Source organism: Halorubrum aethiopicum, assembly GCF_001542905.1.
GTDB classification, from domain to species: domain Archaea; phylum Halobacteriota; class Halobacteria; order Halobacteriales; family Haloferacaceae; genus Halorubrum; species Halorubrum aethiopicum.
Genome location: NZ_LOAJ01000001.1, coordinates 1,402,164 through 1,428,292, shown reverse-complemented (window position 1 = coordinate 1,428,292; position 26,129 = coordinate 1,402,164). Strand labels below are relative to the sequence as shown.

General features: G+C 69.1%; 23 protein-coding genes and 1 tRNA gene. 12 read left to right on the top strand and 12 right to left on the bottom strand.

The genetic code is table 11. The annotated features are described in order from the left end of the window. Positions 1-17 precede the first annotated feature (17 nt). Together AXA68_RS06835 and lonB are read right to left on the bottom strand one after the other, a co-directional pair. Positions 18-800 carry a CBS domain-containing protein gene (locus AXA68_RS06835; protein WP_066414494.1) on the bottom strand — a complete coding sequence of 261 codons (783 nt, stop codon included), beginning with the start codon at positions 798-800 and terminating at the stop codon, positions 18-20. 63 nt (positions 801-863) lie between these two features. Continuing rightward, positions 864-3,269 carry an ATP-dependent protease LonB gene (lonB, locus tag AXA68_RS06830; RefSeq protein ID WP_066414491.1) on the bottom strand — a complete coding sequence of 802 codons (2,406 nt, stop codon included), beginning with the start codon at positions 3,267-3,269 and terminating at the stop codon, positions 864-866. Positions 3,270-3,437: 168 nt separating this feature from the next. Between lonB and AXA68_RS06825 the strand changes: the two genes are divergently transcribed. Both AXA68_RS06825 and AXA68_RS06820 read left to right on the top strand, forming a co-directional pair. Further along, positions 3,438-3,968: a nicotinamide-nucleotide adenylyltransferase gene (locus AXA68_RS06825; RefSeq protein ID WP_066414488.1), complete on the top strand. Its 531-nt coding sequence runs from the start codon at positions 3,438-3,440 to the stop codon at positions 3,966-3,968. 512 nt (positions 3,969-4,480) lie between these two features. Continuing rightward, positions 4,481-5,302, top strand: a complete 822-nt coding sequence (locus AXA68_RS06820; RefSeq protein WP_066414486.1) for an SAM hydrolase/SAM-dependent halogenase family protein — start codon at positions 4,481-4,483, stop codon at positions 5,300-5,302. Positions 5,303-5,326: 24 nt separating this feature from the next. On the opposite strand, the gene AXA68_RS06815 is transcribed toward AXA68_RS06820, so the two are convergent. Further along, positions 5,327-5,791, bottom strand: coding sequence for a DUF5793 family protein (locus AXA68_RS06815; protein ID WP_066414484.1), 465 nt, complete (start codon positions 5,789-5,791; stop codon positions 5,327-5,329). 154 nt (positions 5,792-5,945) lie between these two features. Here AXA68_RS06815 and AXA68_RS06810 point away from each other — a divergent pair, with 154 nt between their 5' ends. The 3 genes from AXA68_RS06810 to AXA68_RS06800 all read left to right on the top strand — a co-directional run bounded on the left by AXA68_RS06810 (position 5,946) and on the right by AXA68_RS06800 (position 10,518). After that, the gene (locus AXA68_RS06810; RefSeq protein ID WP_066414481.1) at positions 5,946-7,628 is read left to right on the top strand and encodes a type II/IV secretion system ATPase subunit; all 1,683 of its coding nucleotides are present in this window, start codon (positions 5,946-5,948) and stop codon (positions 7,626-7,628) included. After that, complete coding sequence (locus AXA68_RS06805) at positions 7,625-9,796, top strand: type II secretion system F family protein (protein ID WP_066414475.1); 2,172 nt, start codon at positions 7,625-7,627, stop codon at positions 9,794-9,796. Before AXA68_RS06810 ends, AXA68_RS06805 begins: the two co-directional genes overlap by 4 nt. A gap of 77 nt (positions 9,797-9,873) precedes the next feature. After that, complete coding sequence (locus AXA68_RS06800) at positions 9,874-10,518, top strand: class I SAM-dependent methyltransferase (protein ID WP_066414473.1); 645 nt, start codon at positions 9,874-9,876, stop codon at positions 10,516-10,518. Positions 10,519-10,585: 67 nt separating this feature from the next. Here the strand turns inward: AXA68_RS06800 and AXA68_RS06795 are convergent, their stop codons facing one another. Continuing rightward, positions 10,586-10,876 (bottom strand): hypothetical protein, encoded by a 291-nt coding sequence (locus AXA68_RS06795; RefSeq protein ID WP_066414469.1) that lies wholly within the window; start codon positions 10,874-10,876, stop codon positions 10,586-10,588. A gap of 14 nt (positions 10,877-10,890) precedes the next feature. Next, positions 10,891-11,415 carry a DoxX family protein gene (locus AXA68_RS06790; RefSeq protein WP_066414467.1) on the bottom strand — a complete coding sequence of 175 codons (525 nt, stop codon included), beginning with the start codon at positions 11,413-11,415 and terminating at the stop codon, positions 10,891-10,893. A 478-nt stretch (positions 11,416-11,893) separates the two neighbouring features. On the opposite strand from AXA68_RS06790, the gene AXA68_RS06785 reads away from it, so the two are divergent. After that, a tRNA-Gly gene (locus tag AXA68_RS06785) sits at positions 11,894-11,964 on the top strand. A gap of 133 nt (positions 11,965-12,097) precedes the next feature. On the opposite strand, the gene AXA68_RS06780 is transcribed toward AXA68_RS06785, so the two are convergent. Next, a complete protein-coding gene (locus tag AXA68_RS06780) occupies positions 12,098-12,868 on the bottom strand; it encodes an SDR family NAD(P)-dependent oxidoreductase (protein WP_066414465.1) in 771 nt (256 codons plus the stop codon). Between the two features lie 119 nt (positions 12,869-12,987). After that, complete coding sequence (locus tag AXA68_RS06775) at positions 12,988-14,091, bottom strand: NAD(P)/FAD-dependent oxidoreductase (RefSeq protein ID WP_066414462.1); 1,104 nt, start codon at positions 14,089-14,091, stop codon at positions 12,988-12,990. Positions 14,092-14,231: 140 nt separating this feature from the next. Here AXA68_RS06775 and AXA68_RS06770 point away from each other — a divergent pair, with 140 nt between their 5' ends. Next, complete coding sequence (locus tag AXA68_RS06770; RefSeq protein ID WP_066414460.1) at positions 14,232-14,549, top strand: hypothetical protein; 318 nt, start codon at positions 14,232-14,234, stop codon at positions 14,547-14,549. Between the two features lie 26 nt (positions 14,550-14,575). On the opposite strand, the gene AXA68_RS06765 is transcribed toward AXA68_RS06770, so the two are convergent. Continuing rightward, positions 14,576-15,274 (bottom strand): metallophosphoesterase family protein, encoded by a 699-nt coding sequence (locus AXA68_RS06765; protein ID WP_066414458.1) that lies wholly within the window; start codon positions 15,272-15,274, stop codon positions 14,576-14,578. 110 nt (positions 15,275-15,384) lie between these two features. On the opposite strand from AXA68_RS06765, the gene AXA68_RS06760 reads away from it, so the two are divergent. Next, entirely contained in the window at positions 15,385-16,083 is a 699-nt protein-coding gene (locus AXA68_RS06760) for a hypothetical protein (RefSeq protein WP_066414455.1), read from the top strand. Then, positions 16,084-16,767 (top strand): metal-dependent hydrolase, encoded by a 684-nt coding sequence (locus AXA68_RS06755; protein ID WP_066414453.1) that lies wholly within the window; start codon positions 16,084-16,086, stop codon positions 16,765-16,767. 511 nt (positions 16,768-17,278) lie between these two features. Here the strand turns inward: AXA68_RS06755 and AXA68_RS06750 are convergent. Then, positions 17,279-19,777, bottom strand: a complete 2,499-nt coding sequence (locus AXA68_RS06750; protein ID WP_066414451.1) for a cbb3-type cytochrome c oxidase subunit I — start codon at positions 19,775-19,777, stop codon at positions 17,279-17,281. Then, on the bottom strand, positions 19,774-20,571 hold the full coding sequence (coxB, locus tag AXA68_RS06745; RefSeq protein ID WP_066414448.1) for a cytochrome c oxidase subunit II: 798 nt from the start codon (positions 20,569-20,571) through the stop codon (positions 19,774-19,776). Before coxB ends, AXA68_RS06750 begins: the two co-directional genes overlap by 4 nt. Before the next feature lie 136 nt (positions 20,572-20,707). On the opposite strand from coxB, the gene AXA68_RS06740 reads away from it, so the two are divergent. Further along, the gene (locus tag AXA68_RS06740; protein WP_080505170.1) at positions 20,708-21,160 is read left to right on the top strand and encodes a hypothetical protein; all 453 of its coding nucleotides are present in this window, start codon (positions 20,708-20,710) and stop codon (positions 21,158-21,160) included. A gap of 42 nt (positions 21,161-21,202) precedes the next feature. Here AXA68_RS06740 and AXA68_RS06735 read toward each other — a convergent pair whose 3' ends face one another. Beyond that, positions 21,203-21,403 (bottom strand): VNG_1110C family protein, encoded by a 201-nt coding sequence (locus tag AXA68_RS06735; RefSeq protein ID WP_066414443.1) that lies wholly within the window; start codon positions 21,401-21,403, stop codon positions 21,203-21,205. Positions 21,404-21,691: 288 nt separating this feature from the next. On the opposite strand from AXA68_RS06735, the gene AXA68_RS06730 reads away from it, so the two are divergent. Continuing rightward, a complete protein-coding gene (locus AXA68_RS06730) occupies positions 21,692-22,801 on the top strand; it encodes an OBG GTPase family GTP-binding protein (RefSeq protein WP_066414439.1) in 1,110 nt (369 codons plus the stop codon). Positions 22,802-23,230: 429 nt separating this feature from the next. Next, positions 23,231-24,418, top strand: coding sequence for a redox-regulated ATPase YchF (locus AXA68_RS06725; RefSeq protein WP_066414437.1), 1,188 nt, complete (start codon positions 23,231-23,233; stop codon positions 24,416-24,418). 34 nt (positions 24,419-24,452) lie between these two features. Here the strand turns inward: AXA68_RS06725 and thsA are convergent, their stop codons facing one another. After that, positions 24,453-26,012, bottom strand: coding sequence for a thermosome subunit alpha (gene thsA, locus AXA68_RS06720; protein WP_066414435.1), 1,560 nt, complete (start codon positions 26,010-26,012; stop codon positions 24,453-24,455). Positions 26,013-26,129 lie beyond the last annotated feature (117 nt).

The following is a 26,129-nucleotide window of genomic DNA, read 5'->3' as shown; positions in this document are numbered from 1 at the left end:
AAAGCTCCCGCCCCCGGTCACTGGAGCCGCTTCGTCGTCTCCACGAGCGGGTGGCGCGCGTAGTCGACCACCTCGATGTCGGCGATCGACTCCAGTCCCTCCTTCTCCGCGGTCTTGGCCATCCCGAGGTCGACCGGGCTCCGCGTGACGATGACGTACGCGTCCATCGTCTCGATCCCCATCTCGTGGGCGGCCATCACGCGGTGGTGGCCGTCCGCGAGGTGGAGGACGCCGTCGTTGTCGATGACGACGAGCGGCTCGGCGAGCCCCCGGTCCAGCTCGTACTGTCTGCCCTCCAGCTCGTCGGCGTACACCCGCGCCTGCGTGGGCGTGAGGTCGTCGAGGCGGACCTCGCGGCGCTCCTCGTCGAGTGCGACGCCGTGGATCTGCTCGAGCGTGCGCATCAGCTTCCCGACCTTCCCGGGGGTCGCCCGCTCGATCTGCGAGCGAACGACGTCCGTGTTCGAGATGATCCCGACGAGGTTGTCGGCGTCGTCGACGACCGGGAGCTTCTGGATCCCCGACCGGAGGATGACGCGGGCGGCGTCGGTGACCTTCATGTCGGGATGGGCGACGATCAGGTCCTCGGACATCACCGTGAACACGGGGGCGTCGTCGTCGGCCAAGAGCAGGTCGCCCGCCGAGACGAACCCCTCGACGGTCCGCCCCTGAGTGACGGGAAACCCCTTGTGACCGGCCGTCTCGACCATCCGCTTCGCGACCGACGCCACGGTGTCGTCGGGGCTGACGGTCTCGACGTCCCGGGTCATGTACTCGCCGACCGTCGGCTTTCCGGACATGGAGGTGGGTACGTCCTCGACCGTACAAAAAGGGGCGGGACCGACCGACGCCGCGCGAGGGCGCTACTGCGGGCTCGGGCTGGAGGGACTCGAGACTCCCTGGTCTTTGAGCGCCGAGCCGGTGATCGACTTGAGCCGGGAGACGAGCGAGTCCTTCTCGGCTTCGCCCTCCAGAGCGATGTCGAGCACCTCGCTGATGTGCGAGACGGGGATGACCTCGATCATCTCCTCGTACTCCTCCTCGATCATCACGTCCTGCTCGTTGGCCTGCGGGATGATCACCCGGGTACAGCCGGCCTTCGCGGCCGCCTCGATCTTGTGGGTGACGCCGCCGACGGGGAGCACGTCGCCCCGCACCGACAGCGAGCCGGTCATCGCGAGGCTCTGGTCGACGCCGACGTCCTCCAACGCGCTTATCACGGCAGTCGCGACCGTGATCGACGCGCTGTCCCCGTCGACGCCCTGCTGGCCCGCCTGGACGAACTGGATGTGGATGTCCATCTCGGAGATGTTCTCGTCGGAGAACTTCTTGATGATCGCCGAGACGTTCGAGACCGACTCCTGGGCCATCTCCTTCAGCTGACCCGTGGCGATGACCTCGCCCGGCCCCTGCGAGGGCGCGACCTCGGCCATCACCGGGAGCATGATCCCGGAGTCCTCGCCCATCACGGCGAGGCCGTTGACGCGGCCGACGACGTAGCCGTCCGAGACCTGCAGCTCGTAGTCCTTCCGGCGCTCGATGAAGTCGTCGGCGAGCTGCTGTTCGATGGAGCGGGAGCGTCCTTTCGCCTGTAACACGTGGTCGCGGGTGGTGAAGTCGGCGTCCTCGCCGCGGGCGATGTCGCCGGCGACCCGCACGAGCCCGCCGAGGTTCCGGAAGTGAAGCGTCAGGTGGCCCTTCCGGCCGGAGCGGCGCTTGGCCTCGAGGATGACCTCCTCTATCGCCTCCGCCGTGAACTCCGGCAGCCGGCCGTCCTTCGCGACCTCCTGGGCGATGAAGCGCACGTACTGGCGGCGCATCTTCGGGGTGTCCTCGATGGTGTCCTCCATGTACACCTCGTAGCCGTACCCCTTGATCCGGGAGCGCAGCGCCGGGTGCATGTTCTCCATCGCGTCGAGGTTCCCGGCCGCGATCATGACGAAGTCCGTCGGGACGGGCTCGGTCTGGACCATCGCGCCCGAGGAGCGCTCGGACTGGCCCGTGATCGAGAACTCGCCCTCCTGGATCGCCGTCATGAGGTGCTGCTGTGAGCGGATGTCGAGCGTGTTGATCTCGTCGATGAACAGCACGCCCTTGTTCGCCTTGTGGATCGCGCCGGCCTCGACGCGGTCGTGGCTCGGCGTCTCCATCCCGCCGGACTGGAACGGGTCGTGCCGGACGTCGCCGAGCAGCGCGCCGGCGTGTGCGCCCGTCGCGTCGCGGAACGGCGCGGACTTCGTGTCCGCGTTGTTCACGAGCAGGTTCGGGATCATCGCGTCCGAGCCGCGGTTCAGGTAGCGGAAGACGAGGTAGACGACCCCGGCCGCGATGATGCCGACGAGGATCTGGCCGACGATGATGAGCGCGTAGCCCAACACGACGGCGATGATGATCCACATGAGGAGCGACCGCATCTGGTTGCGCTTGCGGGCCTCCTCCTTGTGGGCGTCGACGATCTGTTCGCCCTTGCCGGCCGGGACGGTCCGGACCTTCGGCTTGTTGCCGTCGTCGGGGTTGTGATACACTAAGACGTCCTGGAGCTCCTCTTTGGGGAGGAGCTCGGACATCGCCTTCGCGAGCATCGACTTCCCCGTCCCGGGCGAGCCGATCATCATCACGTGGCGGCGCTGTTTCGCCGCCTTGATGATCACGTCGCGGGCGTGCTCCTGGCCGATCACCTGGTCGACGAGCCGGTCGGGGATCGAGATCTCGGAGGTGGTGTCGATCTTGAGCCCGCCGAGGAGGTCGTCCTCGTCGGGGTCCTCCTCGATCTCCGCGCCCTCGACCTCGACGGTGCTCCCGAGGTCGTCGATCCCGCCGTCGTCGCCGGAGTCGACGACCTCGTCCGGCGCGTCGGGCGCGTCCGGATGAGCCGGCGACTCCTCGCCGTCGTTCGGGGGGATCCCGTCGTCAGGGGAGCCGTCGTCGGACGCGTCCTCCTCGACCGGGGCGACCTTCGGCTCGCGGAACCCGTCGTCGGGGTCACGGAACCCATCGTCGGGCTCACGGAACCCGTCGTCGGAGTCGCGGAACCCGTCGTTGACCGGGTCCGGCCCCGCGTGATCCGCCTCGTCCCCGGCGCGGTCCCGACGCCGCTCGTCGGGTCCGTCCTCGCTGGGGACACCCTCTTCGGGGGCGTCCTCGCCGGGAGCGTCCTCGCCGTTCCCGTCCGGGTTTCGAACGTCCTCCTCGGCCTCCTCCGGCGCGGCGTCGTCCGGGGGCGAGGCGTCCTCCTCCGGCGGGTCGTTCGTGTCCTTCTCGTTGCTCATAGAATCGGTATCCGTTATCGGAACGGAAGGGTCGGCTACTGATATACTTTCTCCCCGCGGCCCTCGGTCCCCGGCGCTTCAGACCCCCGATATCGGCGTATAACGCCCGTTTCCGTCGGCGATCGGCTCCCACGGGGTTTATAAATCCCGGCGTCGCATCCTGTATCCATGCGGGGCTTTTACATCGGGCGGTACCAGCCGTTTCACGACGGCCACCGACACATGGTCGAGGAGATCGCCGAGGAGGTCGACGAGCTGGTGTTGGGGATCGGTTCCGCCGGCGACTCGCACACGACCCGCAACCCGTTCACCGCGGGAGAGCGCGTGATGATGGTGACGAAGGCCGTCGAGGACCTCCCGGTGACCACCTACGTCGTCCCCATCGAGGACCTCGACCGCAACTCCGTCTGGGTGAGCCACGTCCGGAGCATGACCCCGCGGTTCGACGTGGCGTACTCGAACAACCCGCTCGTCGTGCGGCTCTTCGAGGAGGCCGGCGTCGAGGTGCGCCAGTCGCCGATGTTCCGCCGCGACGTGCTGGAGGGGACCGAACTCCGCGAGCGCATGATCCGCGGCCGCGACTGGGAGGCGCTCGTCCCCGACGCCGTCGCCGACGTGATCGAGGAGGTCGGCGGCGTCGAGCGCATCCGCCGGATCGCCGAGACCGACTCGAACGGGGACGAGCCCTCGGATCAGTAGCTCGATCGGGACGATTCAGGGGATGCCCCCGACAGATCGTCGCGAGCCGGTGTCCCGTTATATATCGTTGCCTGCGCGGTGAACACCACCAAAGCCCCAGCCGCGAGGACTCGCGCGCCTTGTTGCGCGCTTCAGTCGCTCACTTCGTTCGCTCCTTCCAGTGCTTACTGCGGCGGGCTTCGCCCTCGCGGCAGCGAGGCGCTCCGCGCCTCTGGCAGCCGGCGGCTCCGCCGCCGGCGACTACCCCTTTGAGTCCCGCCCCGTACAACACCTCACGCCTCCCCAGCCTCGCGGCTCGTTGCTCGCGGTTTCACCGCTCGCAATCGAGGTGCTCGTTTCACTCGCACCTCGCTCGCCGCGTCCCTCGCGGGCGGTTCGCGGGTGCTGTCGCACCCGCTCACCGGCGCGCCACCGCCGGATCGGTTCATAAGACGTTGCCGTCGCGGATCGATCGGATCGCTCGGCGGACGCCGTCCGGCCCTTTTAAGAGTCCGCCGGATCGCGAATCCGGTGTGATCACGCTCACCTCCGATTTCGGCTCGCCGTACCCCGCCGCGATGAAGGGCGTCATCCGCCGGCACACGGACGCCGAACTGATCGACGTCGCCCACGACCTGCCCCGCGGCGACCCGCGGGCGGCCGCGTTCTGGCTCCGGTTCGTCCTCCCGGAGTTCCCGCCGGCCGTCCACTGCGCGGTCGTCGATCCGGGCGTGGGGACGGGGCGGGACGCGCTGGTCGTCCGCGCCGGCTCCCACGCCATCGTCGCGCCCGACAACGGGCTCGCGATGCCGCCGGCGCGGGCGCTGGCGGGCGACGAATCGGAGATCGAGGCGTGGAGCATCGCGGTCGAGGACCCGGCGAGCGAGACGTTCCACGGCCGCGACGTGTTCGCGCCGACCGCCGCGCGCGTCCGGGAGGCCATCGACGAGGGATCGACCGACTCCGAAACCGTCGCCGACGCGCTCGCGGCGATGGACGACCTCTCGCCCGCGAGCGATCCCGTCGACCTCGTCTTCCCGGAGCCGAGCGTCGAGCGCGACGAGGCGGGCGAGGCCGCGGCCGTCGACGGCGAGGTGCTCGCGATCGACCGCTTCGGGAACGTGATCACCAACGTCCCCGGCGAGCTGGTCCGGGGACGCGACTGGATCCGCGTCGACGGCGACCTCACGCCGGTGGCGGAGACGTTCGGCGCGGTCAAGCCCGGCGAGCGGCTCGTCACCGTGGGCAGCCACGGCTACGCGGAGTGCGACGTCAACGACGGCCGCGGCGACGGCGCGTTCGACCTGCGGCCGGGCGACGCGGTGCGGTTCGTCGCAGACAACGTCAGTCTGTGATCGGGGAGGCGGGGCCGGCCGGGATCAGAGTTCGACGCCCGAGGGGATCAGGCTCTCGCTCCGGAGGAGGTTCCCCTCGTGGTCGTACACGAGGAACGTCTCCTTGTCGTAGCTGACGAGCCGCTCGCCGTCGAGGTCGATCTCGACGCGGTAGCGCGCGTCGTCGCCGGCGGCGTCGACCGAGTCGCGGGCGGCGCGGATGAAGGGGAGCACGTCGTCCGCGCTCTCGTTGAGTTCGAGGACGAAATCGCCCGTGAATCGGTTCGTCACGCCGACGACGCCCTCGGCGTCGCCGCTCTCGAGCGGCTCGCGGAGACGGAACGCCACGTCGATCTCGGACGCGGAGAGCAGCTCGCCGTCCGCGTCCGAGAGCCGGTCGCGCAACAGCCCCTCCGGTCCGTGAAAGTCGATGCGGACCAGCGGAGTCGTCGGCTCGCCGCCGTCCTCGGCGACGCCCTCGACGGTCAACTCGAAGTAGTCACGCCGCATTGCCTGGCCGATGCTTAGCGGTCCGACCGTATGAACGTAACGGGCATCGGCGGCGCGGGGACTCGCGTCGCTCGCCCGCGGACCGCGGGATCGCAGATCCGATAATCGACGGGGTCCTTTTAACTCGGAGCCGCGTGTACACCGATAACGACAGATGGCGGGGGACGCATCGGCCGAGGACGCGAGCGCGGAGGGAGTCGGGGACGCCGTCGGGGCGCTCCGCCGACGCCTCGAGCGCACGTGGGAGATGCTCCGGGGCTCGGAGCTCTCGGTCCGCCCGTTCAGGCCGGGCGAGGACGGCCCGCTCGCTTCCTTTTCCGCGCCGCCGGACGAGCGCGAGGTCGACCGCTACTGGGTGAACGCGCCGTACGCGTACGTCGTGATCACCTACGACGAGGTCGAGAGCGAACACCGCTACTACGCGGTCGAGCCCGACCTCGACGACTTCGAGCGGGAGCTGCTCGACCGCGTCGCCGACGACATCCGCGACCCCCTCCTCTACCGCGAGGGGACCGGCCGAACCGACGAGGAGACGCTCCGGGCGGAGCTCGAGTCGCTGCTCGAGGGGTACGGCGTCGAGGCCGGGATGGACACCTTCCACTCGCTCGCGTACTACCTCTACCGCGACTTCCGCGGATACGGGAAGGTCGACCCGCTGTTGAACGACGGCCACATCGAGGACGTCTCCTGTGACGGGTACGACCTCCCGATATTCGTCTACCACGACGAGTACACCGACGTCGAGACGAACGTCTCGTTCCCGAAGGCGGAGCTCGACAACTACGTCATCCGGCTCGCCCAGCAGTCCGGCCGGCACGTCTCCGTCGGCGACCCGATGGTGGAGACGACGCTGCCGGACGGGTCGCGCGCCGAGCTCGCGCTCGGCGAGGAGGTCACGCCGCGCGGGTCGGCGTTCACCATCCGACAGTACGCCGACGAGCCGTTCACGCCGATCGATCTGGTCGAGTACGGGACCTTCTCGATCGAGCAGATGGCGTACTTCTGGCTCTGTATCGAGCACAACAAGAGCCTCATCTTCGCGGGCGGGACCGCCTCCGGGAAGACCACCTCGATGAACGCGGTCTCGATGTTCGTCCCGCCGCGCGCGAAGGTGCTCTCGATCGAGGACACCCGCGAGCTCTCCTTGTACCACGACAACTGGCTCTCCTCGGTCACCCGCGAGCGCCGCCACGAGGGCAACGACATCGACATGTACGACCTCCTGCGGTCGGCGCTGCGACACCGCCCCGAGTACATCATCGTCGGCGAGGTCCGCGGCGAGGAGGCTATCACCCTGTTCCAGGCGATGAACACGGGCCACACCACGTTCTCGACGATGCACGCCGACTCGATCGAGACCGTGATCAACAGGCTCGAGAACGACCCGATCAACGTCCCGCGCGCGATGGTCCAGTCGCTCGACATGCTCTCCGTCCAGACGCTGACGCGCTCGGACGACCAGCGGGTCCGCCGGGCGAAGACGATCGGGGAGATCGGCGGCATCGACCAGCGGACCGGCGAGCTCGACTACTCCTCCGCGTTCGAGTGGCGGGCGGAGACCGACGAGTTCCGGCGTAACGACTCCGTGCTCCTCGAGGAGATACAGTCGGAGCGGGGGTGGTCCCGCTCGGAACTCCTTCGGGAGGTCGATCGGCGCGAGCGGTTCCTCGAGCTGCTCTCCGACCTCGGCGTGAACGGGTACAGGCGGTTCACGGCGCTCGTCAACGAGTACTACGCCGACGCCGATCGGGTGATGGAGCGGCTCGCGGAGCGGGCCGAGGCTGAGACCGATCGATCCGAAGCCGACGGCGACGGGATCGGGACCGACGGCGAATGATCGCGTACCTCCCGCTCGTCCTCGCGGTCACCTGCTGTCTCGCGCTCGCGGCGTCGCGGGCGGTCCCGCGGGCGGACCTCGTGGTCACCAGGCTGGCGCTGTCGCTCTTCGGCGACTACGTCGCGAGCCGCGGTCGCAGGCAACGCGAGCGCGACCTGATGCGCGCCGCTCACGTCGGGGGGACCCACAGGGAGTACGCCTCGCGGACCCTGCTGTATTCCGGGGTCCTCGGCGTCGCCGGGAGCGTGATCGGCGTCTACCTCGCCGCCGCGGTCCTGACCGCGCTCGAGGTCGGTGGCGACCGCCTGACCGAGGTCCTCCCGGCCCCGCTCTCGTTTCTGGCCGGACTGACGCGGCTGACGGAGGCCGGGCTCCTCGAGCTGTTCGTCCTCCTCGTCGCCGCGTCGGCCACGGTGGGCGCGGCGCTCGCGGCCGGCGCGTACTACGCCCGGTGGGCGCTTTTGAGCCAGCGGGCGACCGCACGCGCCGTCGAGATCGACGCCACGCTCCCGCGAACGGTGGCGTTCGTGTACGCGCTCTCGCGGTCGGGGATGCCGTTTCCCCGGGTGATGGACACGCTCGCCGAGAACGAGGCGGTGTACGGCGAGGCCGCCACGGAGCTGTCCGTCGCGGTCCGCGAGATGAACGCGTTCGGGACCGACGTGTTGACCGCGCTCCGGCACACCGCGCGACGGACTCCGAGCGACGACCTCTCGGAGTTCGCCGAGAACCTCGCGTCCGTCCTCGGCACCGGGCGGTCGCTGTCGGCGTTCCTCAACGACCAGTACGAGCGCTATCAGGAGGAGGCGGAGACGAAACAGGAGCAGTACCTCGAGCTGCTCTCGACATTCGCGGAGGCGTACGTCACGACGCTCGTCGCCGGGCCGCTGTTCTTCATCACCATCCTCGTCGTGATCGGGCTCGTCCTGGAGGACACGCTCCCGCTCTTGCGCGTCGTCGTCTACGTCGCGGTCCCGCTCGCGACGTTCGGGTTCGCGGTGTACGTCGACAGCATCACGCAGGGGATCGGCGGCAGCGAGCGGGTCGGACCGTCGGAGGAGTCCCACGGTCGGGCCGCCGGACGCGCCGCGTCCGACCGCGACGGGAACGGAGCCGACGGCGATCGAGAGCCGACGGGAGCCGCCCCCGCTCCCGGGTCCGCCCGCTCCGACGGCGGGGACGTGACCGACCGGTGGCGGGCGAGCCGCGAGCGACTGCGAGAGTACGATCGGCTCCGAACGGCCCGGGCGTGGGCGAGCTCGCCGGTCGAACACGTCCTGCGGTCGCCGGAGGCCGTCCTCGCCGTCGTCGTGCCGGTGGCGGTCCTCGGAGTCGTCGCCGTCGTCCACCCGCTGTCGACCGGCGGGGCGACGGAGATCGCCGCGCAGATCGACGCCCCGATCGTGGCCGCGTCCGCGTTCGTCCTCGCGACGTACGCGGTCGTCTACGAGGTCAGGAAACGCCGGATCCGACGCATCGAGGCGGCGATACCCGACTTCCTCGACCGGCTCGCAAGCGTCAACGAGGCGGGGACCTCGGTCGTCGCGAGCATCCGCCGCGTGGCCGGAACCGACCTCGAGGCGCTGACGGCCGACCTGGAACGCACCCGACGCGACGTGGACTGGGGCGCGGACGTGACCTCGGCGCTCCGTCGACTGGAGAAGCGGGTCGCCTCGCCGATGACGTCGCGCGCGGTCGTGCTCGTGACGAACGCGATACACGCGAGCGACGACGTCGCGCCCGTCCTCCGGATCGCGGCCGACGAGGCGCGGGCGACGTGGACGCTGCGCCGGGAGCGCAGACAGGTGATGTTGACGTACCTCATCGTCATCTACATCTCGTTTCTGGTGTTCCTCGGCGTTATCGCCGCGCTCTCGGTGTCGTTCATCCCCGCGATCGAGGAGGCGTCGGTCGCGGGCGCGGCGGCGGAGACCGGGACCGGAACCGGCGTCGGAACGGGAGCGGGCGGCGGGATCGTCGGCGGGCTCGGCGACATCGACGCGAGCGCGTACGAGCGGCTGTTCTTCCACGCAGCTGCCGTTCAGGCGCTGTGTTCGGGGATCGTCGCCGGACAGCTCGGCGAGGGATCCGCCAAGGACGGCGCGAAACACGCCGCCGTCCTGCTCGTCTTGACGCTCCTCGCCTTCGCGGCGATGGGCGGGCTGTGAGCGCGGGGCGGACCGGAGAACGGGGGAGACGGCGGGGGGTCCACCGGACCTATATCCGTCGCCGTCGACCGGCGGGTATGGACCCGCAGTCGACGTACGACCGGATCGCCGGCCACTTCTCGAAGACGCGGGAGTACGCCTGGCCCGAGGTCGAGTCGTTCCTCGAGGGGCGACGCGTCGGGCGCGCGCTCGACGTCGGCTGCGGGAACGGAAGACACACCGAGCTGCTGGCCGATCGGGCGGAGAGAGCCGTCGGCGTCGACCTCAGTCGCGGACTGCTCCGGGAAGCGGTGCGGCGGGCGCGCGACCGCGGGTTCGCCGCCCGGACCGCGTTCGTCCACGGCGACGCGGCGGCGCTCCCGGTCGCGGGGGACGCGGTCGATCTCGCAGTGTACGTCGCCACGCTCCATCACCTCTCGCCGCGAGCCGCGCGGGTCCGGAGCCTGGACGAGCTCGCGCGCGTGCTCCGACCGGACGGGGTCGCGCTGGTGAGCGCGTGGAGCACGGCGCACGACCGGTTCGACCGCGAGGAGGGGTTCGACACGACCGTCGACTGGACGCTCCCCGGCGGCGAGACGGTGCCCCGGTACTACCACGTCTACGATCCCGAGGAGTTCGAGTCGGACCTCGCGGCGAGCGACCTCGTCGTCGACGACGTCGCCGTCTCCAGCGGGAACTGCTACGGCGTCGTCCGCGCGCCGGGGGCGCGGCCCGACGGCTGACCGTCGGAAACGGAGCGAACGGAGAAACCGGGAGAACAGTGGTCGAAACGCGGGTCGTCGGTCGCCGTCAGTCGGCCGTCACGCCGGTCCGATCCGTCGTCTCCTCCGTCGTCGGCGTCACGATCCGGTAGGCCGCGTACAGGCCGAGGACGCCGATCCCCGCGAGGACGAACGCCGTCCGGAGCGTCGGGTCGAAGAGCGGGGTCGCGACCACCTCGCCCGCGTCGTTGGTTATCGGGACCGGACTGTAGGGTTGCCCGGCGAGGATCTCGATCAGGCCGAGCACGACGATCCCCGTGAGCATCAGTCCGGCGCTCAGCGCCATCGCCGCCCTGTCGATGATGTCGGGTTGGTTCATTGGATGTCACCTCCTCAGCCGAGCAGGTACCGCAGCTTCGGATGTCGTTCGACGAACTCGGTGCGCTCGATGACCGCGTCGAGGCCGTAGTACCGGCCGGCGGCCAACACGATCACGGTCAGGAACAACAGCAGGCCCATGAAGTCGCCGTTGACCAGACCGTTGCCGAAGCCGGCGTTGCCGATCCAGAACAGGACCATGAAGATGACCCCGCCGAACGCGGCGAACCGGGTGAGCGCGCCGGCCATGAGCGCCAGTCCGATGAGCGTCTCGAACAGCGGGACGCCGGGCTCGATGAGCCACGCGAGGTTGTTCCCCATCCAGACCGGGATGGGACCGAGCGCCGTGCCGGTCATCTCCGACATGTACGCCGGGCCGTAGGTGTACGCCAGCCCGTCCTCGATGAGTTTCGTCACGCCGGCGTGGAAGAACCACCAGCCGGTCACGACGCGCAGGAACGCGACCCAGTAGGCGGTCCACGGGCCGTCCAGCGCGAACTCGACGTCGGTCGTCAGGGGATTCCCCGTTTGGTATGCCATGAGCGTCACCTCACGTGTGGACGTTACGTCGGAACCGAGTTATACTCCGACGACGACTCCCGCTGGACGGGAAGCGTTCCGAGGGGCTGAGAACGCGCGGTCGTCGAACTCGACGGGTGATCACCCCGGTCGAATCCCGATCCCGATCGTCGATCGTTCGTCGTGATCTCGAGCGGACCGAGCCGAATACGGCGTTCGTCCGCGACACATCGATCGTGGCGCGTGCCTCCGAGCGACCGGGAGGGCGCGAGGAGCCCGCGCGAGGGAGGTCGAGGTGACCCGCCAGCGGTTCCGGCGGGTCGCCGAGACCGAGGCTGGGGAGGCGTGAGGTGCGGGACTGTGCGGCCGAGGCTTCGGCGACCCGCTTCGAGGACCGATTCTCGCCCCACACGGGCGAGCGATCGAGACCACGAGGTGGGTCGTCGTCATCGGCTCAAAGGGTAAACTCCTTATTCCGGCACCGTTTTTCCAGAAACGCGCGCCGGTGGTCTAGTGGTAGGACCTGAGCCTTCCAAGCTCATGGCCCGGGTTCAAATCCCGGCCGGCGCACTCCCTTCGGTCGTGCGCCGCCCGTACTCCCGCTCGCTCACGTTGTTCGCTCGCGAGAGTCCCGGCCGGCGCATTTCTCAGTCGATCTCGTCAGTCGACAGTTGTGTCTCCTCGTTTTTCACTCGATCATAGCCTACAAGCTCGCTCCCCCGTCAACCCACACGGTCTCGCCGGTCACGTAGTCCGCACCCTCGGAGGCGAGAAAGAGGTACGCGTCGCGCAGGTCCGCGGGAGTGCCGGCTCGGGACGGGAGCCCGTCGGACGCTCCGATCTCGCTCGCCTCCGCGGACCAGCCCTCCCGGATCTCGGTCGCGATCGGTCCCGGCGCGACCGCGTTCACCCGGATCCCGTGTCGGTCGAGTTCGAGCGCCGCGCTCCGGGTGAGCATCTGAACCCCGCCCTTCGTCGCCGCGTAGTGGGAGTGGTTCGGCTCCGCGCGCTCGGCCGTCGTCGACGACGTGTTCACGATCGCCCCCTCGACGCCGCGCTCGATCATGTCCCGTGCGGCCAGCTGCGTGCCGAAGAACGTACCTCTGAGGTTGACGCCGTGGACGGCGTCGAAGTCCTCGGGGGCGACCTCGAGGAACGCGAGATCGCGGTGAATTCCCGCGTTGTTCACCATCACGTCGACGCCGCCGAACTCGCGAGCCGCCTCGATCACGGAGGCGATCTCCGTCGGCTCGGAGACGTCGGTCTCGACGAAGGCGGCGGTGCCGCCCCGCTCCTCGATGGCCTCGTGGGTGGGCGCGTCCACATCGGGGTCCTTCGGCTCGGCCCGAACGTCGGCGTTGATCACGGTCGCGCCCGCGTCGCCGAATCCCGTCGCGACCGCGCGACCGATGCCGCTCGATCCCCCCGTGACCACGACCGTCTCGCCGGCGAAGTCCGCGTCGATGGTCCCCATACGGGCGGTCGGTCACGGCGGATCAAAAAGGGTCGGTGTCGCCGTCTCTCGAACGGTTCGCCGACGCGTTCGGACAGCATCGACTCCGCGGGGACCGCGAGGATCGGGCGACCGAAGCGTCAGTCGTCGTCGGTCGGCGGGGCCTCGGGTTCGGACTCGGGTTCCGACTCCGCCGACGGCGGCTCCCGCGGCCCGCCGGCGTGGCCCTCGTGGGCGACCGCGGTCGCCAGGAGGTCGGGCGAGATGGCGGGCACCTCCTCGTCGCTCACGGGTCCGTCACGCGCGATGGCCTCCTTAGAGCGCGGGAACTCGCGGATCTCCTTGTGGATCGCGAGGCCGGCCTTCGCGCCCTGGCCCATCGCCACCGGGATCTGGTTGTGACCGGGGGTCACGTCGCCGACCGCGAAGACGCCGTCGACGCTCGTGCGCCCGTGGTCGTCGACGTCGATCTCGCCGCTCTCGGTCAACTCGCAACCGAGCGACTCCGCGAGCGCGGTGTTGTAGTCGGAGCCGTACATCGGGAAGCCGCCGCGGTACTCCCGGCGGGTGCCGTCCGCGAACTCCAGCGCCTCCAGCCACCCCGAGTCCGGGTCGTTCTCGACGCCGGCGATCTCCTCGTGGATCACCTCGATCGGGTGCGCCTCGAGCTGGGTCGCGGTCTCGTCGCTCCAGGTCGGCTCCGCGCCGCGCGTCAGGAGGTCCACGTCGTCGGTGACGTTGAGCATGATCATCGCGACGTGGGCCGCCGCCTCGCCGTGGCCCATCACGTACACCGGCTCGTCGACGAACATGTACGCGTCACAGTGGAGACAGTAGTGGAGCCCCTTCCCCGTTCGGGGCAGCGGGGGGTCCGGACGCTTATCGGAGAACCCGGTCGCGAGGACCACCCGCTTCGCCGAGAACTCGTCGTCGCCGGCGACGAGTCGGAACCGGCCGTATTTCCCCTCGTCGGTGCGCTCGATCGACTCGACGAAGCCGCGCTCGAAGTCGCCGCCGTAGGAGGCCACCTGCTCGCGGGCGGTCGCGAGGAACTCGTTGCCGGAGGTCTCCTCGGTGACGCCGATCACGTTGTGGGTGTCCGCCATCATCGCCGCGCGGCCGCCGCCCCGGTCGATCAGCACCGTCTCGTGGCCGAGTCGCGCGCCGTACAGCGCCGTCGTCAGTCCGGCCGGACCGCCGCCCACGACCGCGACGTCGTACGCGTTCTCGTCGGAAGCACTCATTACCGGTGCTACGGGTCGGACCGGGTTAAATGTCCATGGGGTGTGCGCGACGGTCGGCCAGCCGGGTGTGGCGACGGGCGACCCTCGCGGGACGGCGAGCGGTCACGAGGTTTATACTCGGCGGGCGCGTGCGTCCGCTCGTGTCGGGACGCCTCGCCGCGGCGGTCGCCCTCCTGCTCGTCGGCACCGTCGCCGACGTGTGGTCGACGTACCTCGCGATCTCGACGGGCGAGTTCGTCGAGGGGTCGCCCGTCGGCCGGACGTTCATCACGTGGCTCGGCCCGCTCCGCGGAATGCTCGTCACGAAGGCGCTCGGGATGGTCGTGATCGGGATCCCCGTCGCGGTCGCGGGCGGGAGCCGCCGGCTCGTCGCGACGGTGATGTGCGCCGGCGTGGGCGCGATCTCGCTTCTCGCGGCCGGGCGGAACCTGCTTCTCGTCGCGGGCTATCTGGGATGAGTCGATCCCCCGTCCCATGAGCCGGGTCACTCCCCGCGATACAGCCGCGTCGCGGTTCGCTCCGGCAACCCCTCCCGCTCGACCGCCTCGGCGACGCGGTCCACGTCGTACGCGACCCGCCTGAGGTCGACCTCGCCGGCGTCGGCGTCGAGCACCGCGTAGGCGGCGTCCGGGTCGCCGTCGCGGGGCTGTCCCACGCTTCCGGGGTTGACCACGAGCCGACCGTCGACCGATCGAGCCCCCTGGACGTGGGTGTGGCCGAGGACGAGCCCGTCGAGGTCGACCGCGTCCTCCTCGCCGGCGAGCTCCTCGAGGTGCCGGTCGAGCGCCGGGAACTCCTCGGGGTAGACGTACGCGTCCTCGCGCTCGGGCGCGGGGTGCGAGTGGACGAGATGGTAGCGGCCGTCCCCGAACCACGTCGCCCGCGGCAGGTCGCGGAGCCACTCGAGCCCCTCCGCCGAGAGCTCCCGCTTCGCGTGTTCGAGCCCGGCTTCGGCCATCCGGTTGGCGCGGTACCGCTCGGGCGTCTCGACGGTGCGGTCGTGGTTCCCGCGGACCGTCGCCGCGGCGACCTCGCGAACGCGGGCGAGACACTCGCCGGGCCACGGGTTGTAGCCGACGACGTCGCCGGCACAGACGACCGTGTCGACCGCGGGCATGTCCTCGAGGACCGCCTCCAGCGCCGGCAGGTTCGCGTGGACGTCCGAGAGGAGTCCGACCTTCATCGCGCGGGGGTTCGGGATCGAGGCCCGAATACCTTCGGACGGCGTCGCTCGGAGCCGACGCGACCTGGGCCGCCCGAGGGCTTATGACCGCTGGACCGAAGGGACCGCCAATGGCACCGATCCTTCTCACCGCCGCGCTCGGCGCGCTGCTCGCGGCGGCGCTTCTCGGGCCGGCCTTCGACGGCCGGTCGGTGGCGGTCGTCGTCGCGGCCGCCCTCCTTCCGACCCTCGACGCGGCCGCGAACCTCGCGATACCGGGTGCGACGAACGCCCTCCTCCACAACCTGTGGCTCGCGCTCGCGCTCGCGGGGCTCCTCCACTGGGACACGGCGCTCCGCGATCGCTCCGGACTCCGCGGGCGATACGGCTGGCGGGGCGTCCGGGTCGCCTGGGTCGCGCTCGCCGGGTTCGCGGTCGCCGGCGTCGCCCCGGATCTCTTCGGCGATCCGGGCGTCAGCCTGTTGTACCCCGTCGAAACCGTCTACTACGTCGTCGACGGCCTCCTGCTGTTCTCGACGCAGGACGGCGTCGTCCAGACGTTCGTCTCGGCGACCGGAGAGGGTCCCGGCCTCCTCCCGTTCGAGAGCACGGGGACGACGGAGACGCACGCGATCGGGACGTGGGTGAACCCGGACGGGCGGCCCGGTCTCGCGCTCGGGGCCGAACGCGAGTTCGTCGTCGTCGACGCCGGCTGGCAGGCGGTCGTCGTCGCGAGCGCGGTCGCGTCGCTCGCGGTCCGGTTCCGGCCGTGGGAACGTGCGCGCTCCTCGACCGCCGCGTCCGGCGACACGGGGGAGGCGAGCCGATAGATGGTCTCCTCGCTCGTTCACGCCGGGTTCGCGCTGGTGCTCGCGGCGGGGCTGTTGCGGGGGTCGTACGACCGCCGGGCGCTCGCCGTCGTCCTCGCGATCGTCGTCCTCCCCGAGGCCGACTCCCTTCTGGGACCGGTCATGCCCGGCGCACACCGAACCGTCGGGCACAACTTCGTGTTCCCGGCGGCGGTCGCGCTGCTTCTCTACTACGACACTCGGATCCGCGAGGAGTCCCTCCTCCGCGAGCGCGTCGCCGACCGCGGCGTCCGGGTCGCCTGGGTCGCGCTGTTCGTCCACGTCTTCGCGCACCTCTCGCTCGACTGGGCGCACCTCCAGGGCGTGAACGTCCTATGGCCGCTCCACGACTCCTTCTTCCGGCTGGAGGGCGAACTACTGTGGTCCTCGGCCGACGGCCTCGTTCAGACGTTCGTCGACGTCGAGGTCGACCCGGAGACCGGCGACCGCCGGGTCGACGCCGGCAGCACGGGGACCACGCAGTCGGTTCACGTGAACAACCCGATCGAGCCGGATGACCCGGAAGTCCTCGCCGAGGCGGAGACCATAGACCGGCGGTTCCCGGTCGCGGGACGCGGGTGGCGGCTCTACCTCCTCGGACTCGGGATCTTCACCGTTCTCGCCCGCCGACTCCAGAGCGACCCGCCGGCGGAGTCGGCGGAATGAGGCGTCGACTCGCGGCCGTGGGGCAGATGATCGGCTCGGGACCGGTTGCGGTCAGTACAGGTGGGTGAGCTACCGATCCGCGGTGGCGCGCCTGCGAGCGCCCGAGAGGGCGCGAGCAGCCCGCGAGGGACGCGGCGACTGAAAGCGAGCCGCGAGGCTGGGGAGGCGTGAGGTGCGGTTGTGGTGCGGGGCGGGATTCAAAGGGGCAGTCGCGAGGAGGCCGTAGGCGACGCAAGCACCGCAACGAGGAAGCGAGTGAAACGAGCGACCGAGTGAGGAGCGCAGTGAGCGTACGGCCTCCTCGCGACTGCGGCTTTGGAAGTGTTCTCCGTGATCATCCTCACCGCGCCAGCAACGACCTATCCACGATCACACGATCCGTACCATTAGCACGCAACACATAACGACCGGTTCGGACGAACCCGTCCTCGGAAACGCGATCACGACGAGTCACAGCCAACCCCCGAAAGAATATCCGCCGCGGTTCGACGCCGAAGGAAGACCCGCTACCTCAGAAGAGGTAGAACAGCGGGAAGAGGAACACCCAGACGATGTCGACGAAGTGCCAGTAGAGCCCGAAGTACTCGACCGGCCGCTCGTCGTCCAGGTACGCCCCGTGGTACGCCCGGTAGAACAGGAACCCGGCGATCAGCAGGCCGCCGACCACGTGGACGCCGTGGAGCCCCGTCGTGACGTAGTAGATCGACGCCTGGACCGGGTCACCGTAGTAGTTCTCGGAGATGGTGACGCCCACGTCGTAGATCTCGTGGTGCCACTCCCACATCTTGATCGCGAGGAACGTCAACCCGAGAGCGATCGTCGTCCCGAGCGACGCGAGCAGTCCCTTGCGGCTGTTCCGGTGGGCCGCCACCAGCGCGAGGATCACCGTGAACGAGGAGGTCAACAGCACGAACGTGTTGACGAGCCCCGGCAGCGACTCGGTCAGCGGCTCCCACGTGCGCCAGCCGGCGTTGAAGCGGATGAACACCGCCGCCGAGATGAACGCCCCGAAGACGATCACGTCCGAGGCGAGGAAGAACCACATCCCCAGTTTCACCTTCTCGACGCCGTTGAACGGCCAGCGCTCGGCGAACTCGGAGGGGGGCGCGTAGAAGTCCTCGAGCCCCCACTTCACGCCGGTGTAGACGAGCCCGAGCAGCCCGACGACCGCCAACAGCGGATACACCGGGTTGCTGATCGTCACCGGCGTCGTCGCCAGCGAGTCGGCCGCGCCGATCGACACCGAATCGTTGAACCCGGAGAGCCCGAGGAACATGACGAGCGTCGCGAACGAGAGCGCGATCGGCCAGATGCTCGCGTGGCTCGGGTGCTTGTCCCAGTACGGGTACTCGCGGATGTGCTCGGAGTGGCTGTCCCCGCCGTCGGTGGCGGCGTTGCCCTCCTCGTCGGCCTTCATCGCCGGCCCGCCGTCCGGGACGTAATCCTTCACGAACTCCAGTTTCCCGGAGGCGTACGACGGCCGGTTCGGCCAGTTCTCCAGCGGCGGCGGCGACGACACCGCCCACTCCGCCGTCCGCGAGTAGTCCCACGGGTTATCGCCCGCCGGGGGACCCGAGACGAACGACTTCAGGAAGTTGTAGAACATGATGAAGAAGGACAAACCAAGCACGAACGCGCCGATCGTCCCGATCTGGTGGAAGATCTGGAACTCGGGGTTGTACTCGAACACCCGGCGTGGGGTCTCCCAGCCGAGGAACATCGAGAAGTAGACGGCGTTGAACCCGATGAAGAAGACGACGAAGTGGACCTTACCGAGGAACTCGTCGTACATCTTCCCCGTCATCTTCGGGAACCAGTAGTAGGCCCCGCCGAACAGCGCGGTCGCGCCGCCGAACATCACGTAGTGGAAGTGCGCGACCACCCAGTAGGTGCCGCGGAACTCGTAGTCGAGGACGATGGCGCCGAGGAAGACGCCGGTGATGCCCCCGAGGATGAACAGAAGCAACGCGCCGAACGCGAACAGGAAGGGCGTGGTGAACTGGATGCGACCCTTCATCAGCGTGTAGATGAGCGAGAAGACGATCAGGTCGAAGGGTAAGGAGATCCCGATGGTGGTCGCCATCATCAGCGTCTTGATCTCGAGGTTGATCGTCGTCAGGAACATGTGGTGCATCCACACGAGGAACGACTGGACCGAGATCAGACAGATGGCGATGATGACCCACTTCCGGCCGACGAGCCGGCGGCCGGAGAACGTCTGGAACAGCTCCAGCATGACGCCGAGCGCCGGGAAGAAGACGATGTACACCTCGGGGTGACCGAAGAACCAGAAGAGGTGGCCCCACAGCAGGGAGCCGCCCTCGGTCGCCGAGAAGTAGACGCTTCCGAGAACGCGGTCAGACGCGAGGATGAGCCCGACCGCGAGCACCGCGGCGAAGGCGAACAGCATCATCCAGACGGTCGCGAGCATCGACCACGTGAACATCGGCATGTCCATGATCCCCATCCCCTCCGCGCGGGAGTGGTGGATGGAGGTGAGGAAGTTCACCGTGGAGGCGGTGACGCCGATGACGAACATCGCGAGCGCCAACACCGCCCCGGTCGAGCCGATGCTCGGCGTGTACATGGGGACGTTGAGCGGGGCGTACATCGTCCAGCCCGCGCTGAGCGTCCCGCCCTGGAAGAAGCTGACCGCCAGCAGGAGCCCCGAGAACAGATACATCCAGTACGAGAGCGCGTTCAACCGTGGGAACGCGAGGTCGTCGGCCCCGATCTGGAGCGGGACGAAGTAGTTCGCGAAGCCGAACGCGAACGGCGAGAGGAACCAGAACACCATGATCAACCCGTGTGCGGTGACCGCCTCGTTGTACGCCAGCCCGGAGAGCACCTGGTTCGCCGGGTCCCACAGCTGGACGCGGATCAGGAGCGCCAGAACCCCGCCGAAAAGCAGGAAGAACAGCGCCGTGATCATGTAGAGGATCCCGATGTCCTTGTGGTTCGTCGTGACGAGCCAGCGGCGGACGGAGGTCGTCGGCGGGAGCTCGCTCATGCGGAGACACCTCCGGCGACCGGAGCCGTAACGCTCGGGGCGGCGAGGTCGCCCTCGACGCTCGAGCTGTTGTCCGTCTCGGAGGCGTTACCCGTGCCCGCGTACCACTCCTCCCACTCCTCTTGCGGGATGACCGTGATCTGCCCTTTCATCGCCGAGTGGCCGGCCCCGCAGAGCTCGAAACACTCCACGAGGTACGTCGCCTCGCCGCCCTGGGCCTCGACCTCCTCGGAACTCACGGTGAACCAGGTCTCGCTGGTCTCACCGGGGATGGCGTCCGACTTTATCCGTAAGTCCGAGGAGCCGAAGTTGTGCCACACGTCCCTCGAGGTTATCTTCAGGTCGATCCGCTGGTCGGCGGGGACGATGAGCTCGTTCATCTCCGAGTGGCCGTTGGGGTAGAAGTACTCCCACCCGAACTGGTATCCCTCGACGGTGATCTCGATGTCGCCCTCGTCGCCCGTCTCGGGGCCGTCCTCGACATACAACAGCAGCCCGTACGCGTACACGACGAGGCTGATGACGACGATCGCGCTCAGCCCGAACGAGAGGAAGAGCTTCTTCGCCTTCGGACCGCCCTGTCCGGTGGGCAGCTCGCCGACGACCGGCGCGTCGAAGTCCTCGTCCGGTTCGCCGCCGTCGTCGCGGTACTTGTAGACGTTCCACAACGTGTACGAGACCACGATGATACCGACGAGGGTACCCAGCGTGAGGAAGACGAAGAAGATCTCCTCGAACACCTCCGCTTGTGCCCGCCAGTCGGTCCCTTGTTGTAGGGGAAGTGGGTCTATCATGTTCGTCTCTCAGCTCTTATCGTTCCCTTGGCGATGGCGCACTTAGCTCTTGTGTACGCCGGCGTCCGGAGGTGCCGCGGGGCCGTATACGAAGGCTATTTGTACACGCGTCCGGACCGGGTAGTAACGAGGAACCATGGTTTCGCTTACCCTCTTGAGTACGGCGTTGATGGGGCTGCTCGTGCTGGCCACGTTCGTCGCCGCCGCGCGGATCGGCGGGCAGCGCGCGCCGGGAGCAGACGAGTCCGAGGACACCTACACCGCGATCACTCGACGGCTGAGCGAGGTCGCGCGGACCCCGGCCGTGTGGTCGATCGCGTTCGTCGTCATCGCGCTCGGCGTCGGCGCGCTCGTCGTCCTCTCGGTCGGGAACTTCGCGTTCGTCGAGGGGATCACCGGCTCGCTCCTCGGGGTCCTGTTCGCCGTCGTCGGCCTGCTCGTCACCGGCTTCGTCTTCCTCGGGGCGTACTTCGGCGTGCGCGGTCGGGGGCTCGGAAACGCCCACGGCGTCGCCGCCGGGTCGTTCGCGGCCGGGCTGGTCTTTCTGGTGTTGATCGCGGTCCAGCTGCTCGTCGGCGTCATCGGCTAGCGGGGACGTACGGGTCCGAGAACGACGGCGTTTTTTCAGGTATCACGCGATCGACACGCCGTTGCGGGAGAGATACGCGCTCGCGTCCTTGATCTCGGCCGGGCTCCCGATGATCCGACACCGACCGTCGGCCTCGACGATCGTCAGGGTGAACCGCTCTTCGAGCCCGTCGCGGAGCCCGTCGATCGCCCGGGCGGGAATCAGTATCTGCGTGCTATCGCGGAACGTCGAGGCGTCGGACATTCGACGTGTGCCGCGACGGGCGACCACCGGATAACCGTATCGAAATGTCTCCCTGACAACCGGTCTATCGTTACCGCGCGAGATTACGTCGACATCTCCGACCGGGTCGACGTGGGCGATCGTGGTTTCGGCGTCGTCGGAACGGATCGCCGCGACGGCCCGCTCGCCACGACGGCCTCGTTGTCGTCGTCACGTGCCCGGGAGCGTCCGGGGGATGGCCCGGTGAGCGACGATCCGACGGCCGTCGAAGGAACACTTTTAACGAGTCGAGCGGCCGAGGTGGTACCGATGGGACTGGAAGCAGAGATAGAGGAACTCCGCGAGGAGATCGCCGAGACGCCCTACAACAAGTCCACGGAGGCACACATCGGGCGGCTGAAGGCGAAGCTCGCGGAGAAAAAGGAGAAACTGGAGAACCAGTCCTCCGCCGGCGGCGGCCACGGCTACGCCGTCGAGAAGCACGGCGACGCGACCGTCGCGCTCGTCGGGTTCCCGAGCGTGGGCAAGTCCACGCTGATCAACGCCCTCACCAACGCCGACAGCGAGGTCGGCTCCTACGAGTTCACGACGCTCGACGTCAACCCCGGCATGCTACAGTACCGCGGCGCGAACGTCCAGATCCTCGACGTGCCGGGGCTGATCGAGGGTGCCGCGGGCGGCCGCGGGGGCGGCAAGGAGGTACTGTCCGTCGTCCGGACGGCGGATCTCGTCGTGTTCATGCTCTCCGTCTTCGAGATCGAACAGTACGACCGGCTGAGCGAGGAGCTGTACGCCACCAATATCCGGATCGACACCGAGCCGCCGAACATCAACATCCGGAAGACGCACAAGGACGGCATCGGCGTGACGATGAGCGACGAGGTGAGCCTCGAGGAGGACACCGTCAAGCAGGTGCTCCGCGAGTACGGCTACGTCAACGCCAAGGTGACGATCCCCCACGACCTCACGATCGACGAGCTCGTCGACGCCGTGATGGACAACCGCGTCTATCTCCCCTCGATGGTCGCGGTCAACAAGGCGGACCTCATCGACAGGGAGTACCTGCCGACGGTCGAGTCCGAACTGCGCGACCGCGGGCTCGACCCCGACGACGTGGTGTTCATCTCCGCCGAGGAGGAGCGCGGCCTGGAGGGGCTCAAAGAGCGGCTCTGGGAGGAGTTGGGGCTCATCCGGATCTACATGGACAAGCCCGGCCGCGGCGTCGACTACGAGGAGCCGCTCATCCTCTTTTCGGGCGACACCGTCGGCGACGCCTGCGAGAAGATCGGCGGCGAGTTCAACGAGCGGTTCAAGTTCGCGCGCGTGTCGGGCCCGAGCGCGAAACACGACGACCAGCAGGTCGGGAAGGGCCACGAGTTGGCTGATGAAGACGTGCTCCGGATCGTCGCTCGGAAGTGAAATTGTGAGTTACTGCGGGGGTCAGATCGGTGACGAACACTGGCAAAGCCCCAGCCGCGAGGACTCGCGCGGCTCGTTGCGCTCCTCGCTCAGTCGCTCGTTTCACTCGCTCCTTCGCTGCGGTGCTTACGTCGCCGGGCTTCGTCCTTCCGAGAGACTTCGTCTCTCGACTTCCCGCTCGCTTACGCTCGCGGGAATCGCGACTCCCCCTTTGAGTCCCACCCGACCGCAACCGTCCCGCACCTCACACCTCCCCAGCCTCGCCACTCGCTTCGCTCGTGGCGTCCCTCGCGGACTGACTCGCGGTCGTCAAGGACGACCGCTCGCAGGCGCGCCACCGCAATTGAGATCATGGGTTGCCGATGAGGACCGCCCGACCTCACAGCGTCCGACCGAAAGGCGCTTTTCGCGGGGCCGCGACCCACGACCATGATCACGGTCGCTCTGGCGGGGAAGCCGAACGCCGGCAAGTCCACCTTCTACACCGCCGCGACGATGGCCGACGTCGACGTCGCCAACTACCCGTTCACGACGATCGACGCCAACCGCGGGGTCACCGCGGTCCGCACGGAGTGCCCCTGTCTCGACCGCGAGGAGCGCTGCGGGAACGAGCGCTGTCACGATGGGACCAGATACGTCCCGGTCGAACTCCTCGACGTGGCCGGGCTCGTCCCCGGCGCACACGAGGGAAAGGGACTCGGGAACCAGTTCCTCGACGAGCTGACGAACGCGGACGTGGTGTTGAACGTCGTCGACGCCTCGGGGGCGACGAACGCCGAGGGCGAGCCCGTCGAGGCCGGCAGCCACGACCCGGTCGACGAGGTGGACTTCATCGAGACCGAGATGGACCTCTGGCTCGCCGGCGTGATCGGCGACAACTGGGAGGGCGTCGAGCGGAAGTCGCGCGCGCCGGACTTCGACCTCGACGAGACGCTCACCGAGATGCTCACGGGAGTCGGCGCGACCGAGGCCGACGTGGCGGCGGTGCTCCGCGGGCTGGAGTACCCCGCCGACCCGAAGCGCTGGGAGGACGCGGACCGCGAGGCGCTGGCCCGCGCGATCCGCCGCCGGACGAAGCCCATGGTCGTCGTCGCGAACAAGGCCGACGTCGCGCCCGCGGAGACCCTCGAGCGGCTCCGCGAGGCGACCGACAAGCCGGTCGTTCCGGCGACCGCGGACGGCGAACTCGCGCTCCGGCGGGCCGCCGAGGCGAGCGTCGTCTCGTACGACCCCGGCGACCCCGACTTCGAGGTCCTCGGCGACGTCTCCGACGAGCAGCGCGCCGGCCTCGACGCGATCCGCGACGTGATGGAGCGGCTCGGCGGGACCGGCGTCCAGGCCGCGCTGAACGCGGCCGTCTACGACCTGCTCGACCGGATCACGGTCTACCCCGTCCAGGACGCGAGCAAGTGGACCGACGGAACGGGGAACGTCCTCCCCGACGCGTTCCTGCTTCCCGAGGGGGCCACCCCGCCCGACCTCGCGTACGCGGTCCACACCGACATCGGCGAGGGGTACCTCCACGCGGTCGACGCGCGGTCGAGCCGGCGGATCGGCGAGGACCACACCCTCTCGGAGGGCGACGTGGTGAAGATCGTCTCGACTGCGGGGCCGTAGGGCTGAAAGGAACGCGACCGCTCAGTCTACCGGTCTACTCCGCGGAGATCACGTCGTCGATCCGGAGGAGCATCGTCGCCGCCTCGGTCGCGGAGTCGACGGCCTCGCGTTTCACCGCGGCGGGATCGACGATCCCCGCCTCCAGGGGGTCGCCGACGCGGGCGATCCGGCGGTCGGCGATGACGCCCGCTCGGCCCTCGCGGTCGTGGGTCGCCCGCAGGTCGACGAGGGTGTCGATCGGGTCCGAACCGGCGTTCTCCGCCAGCGTGCGGGGGAGCGCGTCGACGGCGTCCGCGAACGCCTCGATCGCGAGCTGTTTGCGCCCCTCCACGGAGGCCGACGCCCTGCGGAGGTGCGCCGCGATCGCGACCTCGGTCGCGCCCGCTCCGGGGACGATCCCCTCCTCGCGGGCGGCGACGACCGCGTCGACCGCGTCGTTCACCGCGCGTTCGAGCTCGTCGACGACGTGGTCGGTCGAGCCGCGCACGAGGAGGGTCACCGCCCGGCTCGCGTCGCCGCCGCGGACGAAGACGAGGTCGTCGTCGCCCTCGCTCTCGACGGCGATCGACTCCGCGCGGCCGAGATCGGCCTCCTCGATGTCGTCGAGGGTCCCGAGCCGCTTCGCGCCCGTCACGCGGGCGACGTCGGTGGCGTCGGAGGACTTCACGCTCTCGAAGGCGAGGATCCCGGCGTCGGCGAGGTGGCCGGCCACGCGATCGTCGATCGCCTTCCGGCAGACCAGGACGTCGACGCCGGCCTCGGAGAGGGCCGCGGCGTAGCCGCGGAGCTCGTCGTCCTCCGCCTTCAGCGCCGCCTCGAGTCCGTCGACCGAGGTGATCGAGTACTCCGCGTCGACGCCGCCCTGCCGGACCTCCAGTTTCGTGTCGAGGACCGCCACCGAGGCGTCCTCGACCGTCCGGGGCATCCCGTCGTGGACGGGCTCCTCCTCGAGGACGACCCCGTCGACGAGCTCCGTCGCGGACGACGCCGCGCCGACTCGCGGGTGGACGTGGACCGCGTCGCGGTCGATCCCGTCCTCGGCGACCCGCTCGATCGCCTCGACGACGAGGTCGGCCAGCTCGCGGGCGGCGGTGTCGCCGGTGCCCTTCCCCGTCATCGACGACTCCGCGACCTCCGCGAGGAGGTCGTCCGCGTCGGCGACGTCGATCAGCTGCTCGTCCACCGCCTCGTTCGCCAGCCGGGCCGCCTCGGCGTACCCCTCGACGATCACGGTCGGGTGGAGGTCGTCCTCGAGCAGGTCCTCCGCCCGCGAGAGGAGTTCGCCGAGGAGCACGGCCGCGGTCGTGGTCCCGTCGCCCACGGACTCCTCCTGGGACTCCGCGACCTCGACGATCATCTGGGCCGCGGGGTGGTCGATGTCCATTTGATCGAGGATCGTCGCCCCGTCGTTCGTGATCACGACCGTCCCCGTCGAGTCGACGAGCATCTTGTCCATCCCGCGAGGCCCGAGCGTCGTGCGAACGGCCTCGGCGACGGCCTTCCCCGCCGCGATGTTGGACTCCTGGGCGGCGCGGCCGCGCGTTCGTTCGCTGTCCTCCGAGAGCACGTAGATCGGTTGAGTACGGGATGCCATACGTTGCGGATACTCGGTCAGCGGTTCTATATATACGTATCGCTCCTGATCGGCTGAGATCGCCCGAAGGGAGCGGGTCGGTCGGCGAGGCGACCTCGTATCGTCGGACCGACAGGC

Coding starts and splice junctions, on each gene's coding strand:
- AXA68_RS06835 (WP_066414494.1), bottom strand. CDS start 800: ATGTCCGGAAAGCCGACGGTCGGCGAGTACATGACCCGGGACGTCGAG.
- AXA68_RS06795 (WP_066414469.1), bottom strand. CDS start 10,876: ATGAACCAACCCGACATCATCGACAGGGCGGCGATGGCGCTGAGCGCC.
- AXA68_RS06825 (WP_066414488.1), top strand. CDS start 3,438: ATGCGGGGCTTTTACATCGGGCGGTACCAGCCGTTTCACGACGGCCAC.
- AXA68_RS06790 (WP_066414467.1), bottom strand. CDS start 11,415: ATGGCATACCAAACGGGGAATCCCCTGACGACCGACGTCGAGTTCGCG.
- AXA68_RS06815 (WP_066414484.1), bottom strand. CDS start 5,791: ATGCGGCGTGACTACTTCGAGTTGACCGTCGAGGGCGTCGCCGAGGAC.
- coxB (WP_066414448.1), bottom strand. CDS start 20,571: ATGATAGACCCACTTCCCCTACAACAAGGGACCGACTGGCGGGCACAA.
- AXA68_RS06725 (WP_066414437.1), top strand. CDS start 23,231: ATGATCACGGTCGCTCTGGCGGGGAAGCCGAACGCCGGCAAGTCCACC.
- AXA68_RS06800 (WP_066414473.1), top strand. CDS start 9,874: ATGGACCCGCAGTCGACGTACGACCGGATCGCCGGCCACTTCTCGAAG.
- AXA68_RS06805 (WP_066414475.1), top strand. CDS start 7,625: ATGATCGCGTACCTCCCGCTCGTCCTCGCGGTCACCTGCTGTCTCGCG.
- AXA68_RS06760 (WP_066414455.1), top strand. CDS start 15,385: ATGGCACCGATCCTTCTCACCGCCGCGCTCGGCGCGCTGCTCGCGGCG.
- AXA68_RS06780 (WP_066414465.1), bottom strand. CDS start 12,868: ATGGGGACCATCGACGCGGACTTCGCCGGCGAGACGGTCGTGGTCACG.
- AXA68_RS06775 (WP_066414462.1), bottom strand. CDS start 14,091: ATGAGTGCTTCCGACGAGAACGCGTACGACGTCGCGGTCGTGGGCGGC.
- thsA (WP_066414435.1), bottom strand. CDS start 26,012: ATGGCATCCCGTACTCAACCGATCTACGTGCTCTCGGAGGACAGCGAA.
- AXA68_RS06755 (WP_066414453.1), top strand. CDS start 16,084: ATGGTCTCCTCGCTCGTTCACGCCGGGTTCGCGCTGGTGCTCGCGGCG.
- AXA68_RS06750 (WP_066414451.1), bottom strand. CDS start 19,777: ATGAGCGAGCTCCCGCCGACGACCTCCGTCCGCCGCTGGCTCGTCACG.
- AXA68_RS06765 (WP_066414458.1), bottom strand. CDS start 15,274: ATGAAGGTCGGACTCCTCTCGGACGTCCACGCGAACCTGCCGGCGCTG.
- AXA68_RS06740 (WP_080505170.1), top strand. CDS start 20,708: ATGGTTTCGCTTACCCTCTTGAGTACGGCGTTGATGGGGCTGCTCGTG.
- AXA68_RS06810 (WP_066414481.1), top strand. CDS start 5,946: ATGGCGGGGGACGCATCGGCCGAGGACGCGAGCGCGGAGGGAGTCGGG.
- AXA68_RS06735 (WP_066414443.1), bottom strand. CDS start 21,403: ATGTCCGACGCCTCGACGTTCCGCGATAGCACGCAGATACTGATTCCC.
- AXA68_RS06730 (WP_066414439.1), top strand. CDS start 21,692: ATGGGACTGGAAGCAGAGATAGAGGAACTCCGCGAGGAGATCGCCGAG.
- lonB (WP_066414491.1), bottom strand. CDS start 3,269: ATGAGCAACGAGAAGGACACGAACGACCCGCCGGAGGAGGACGCCTCG.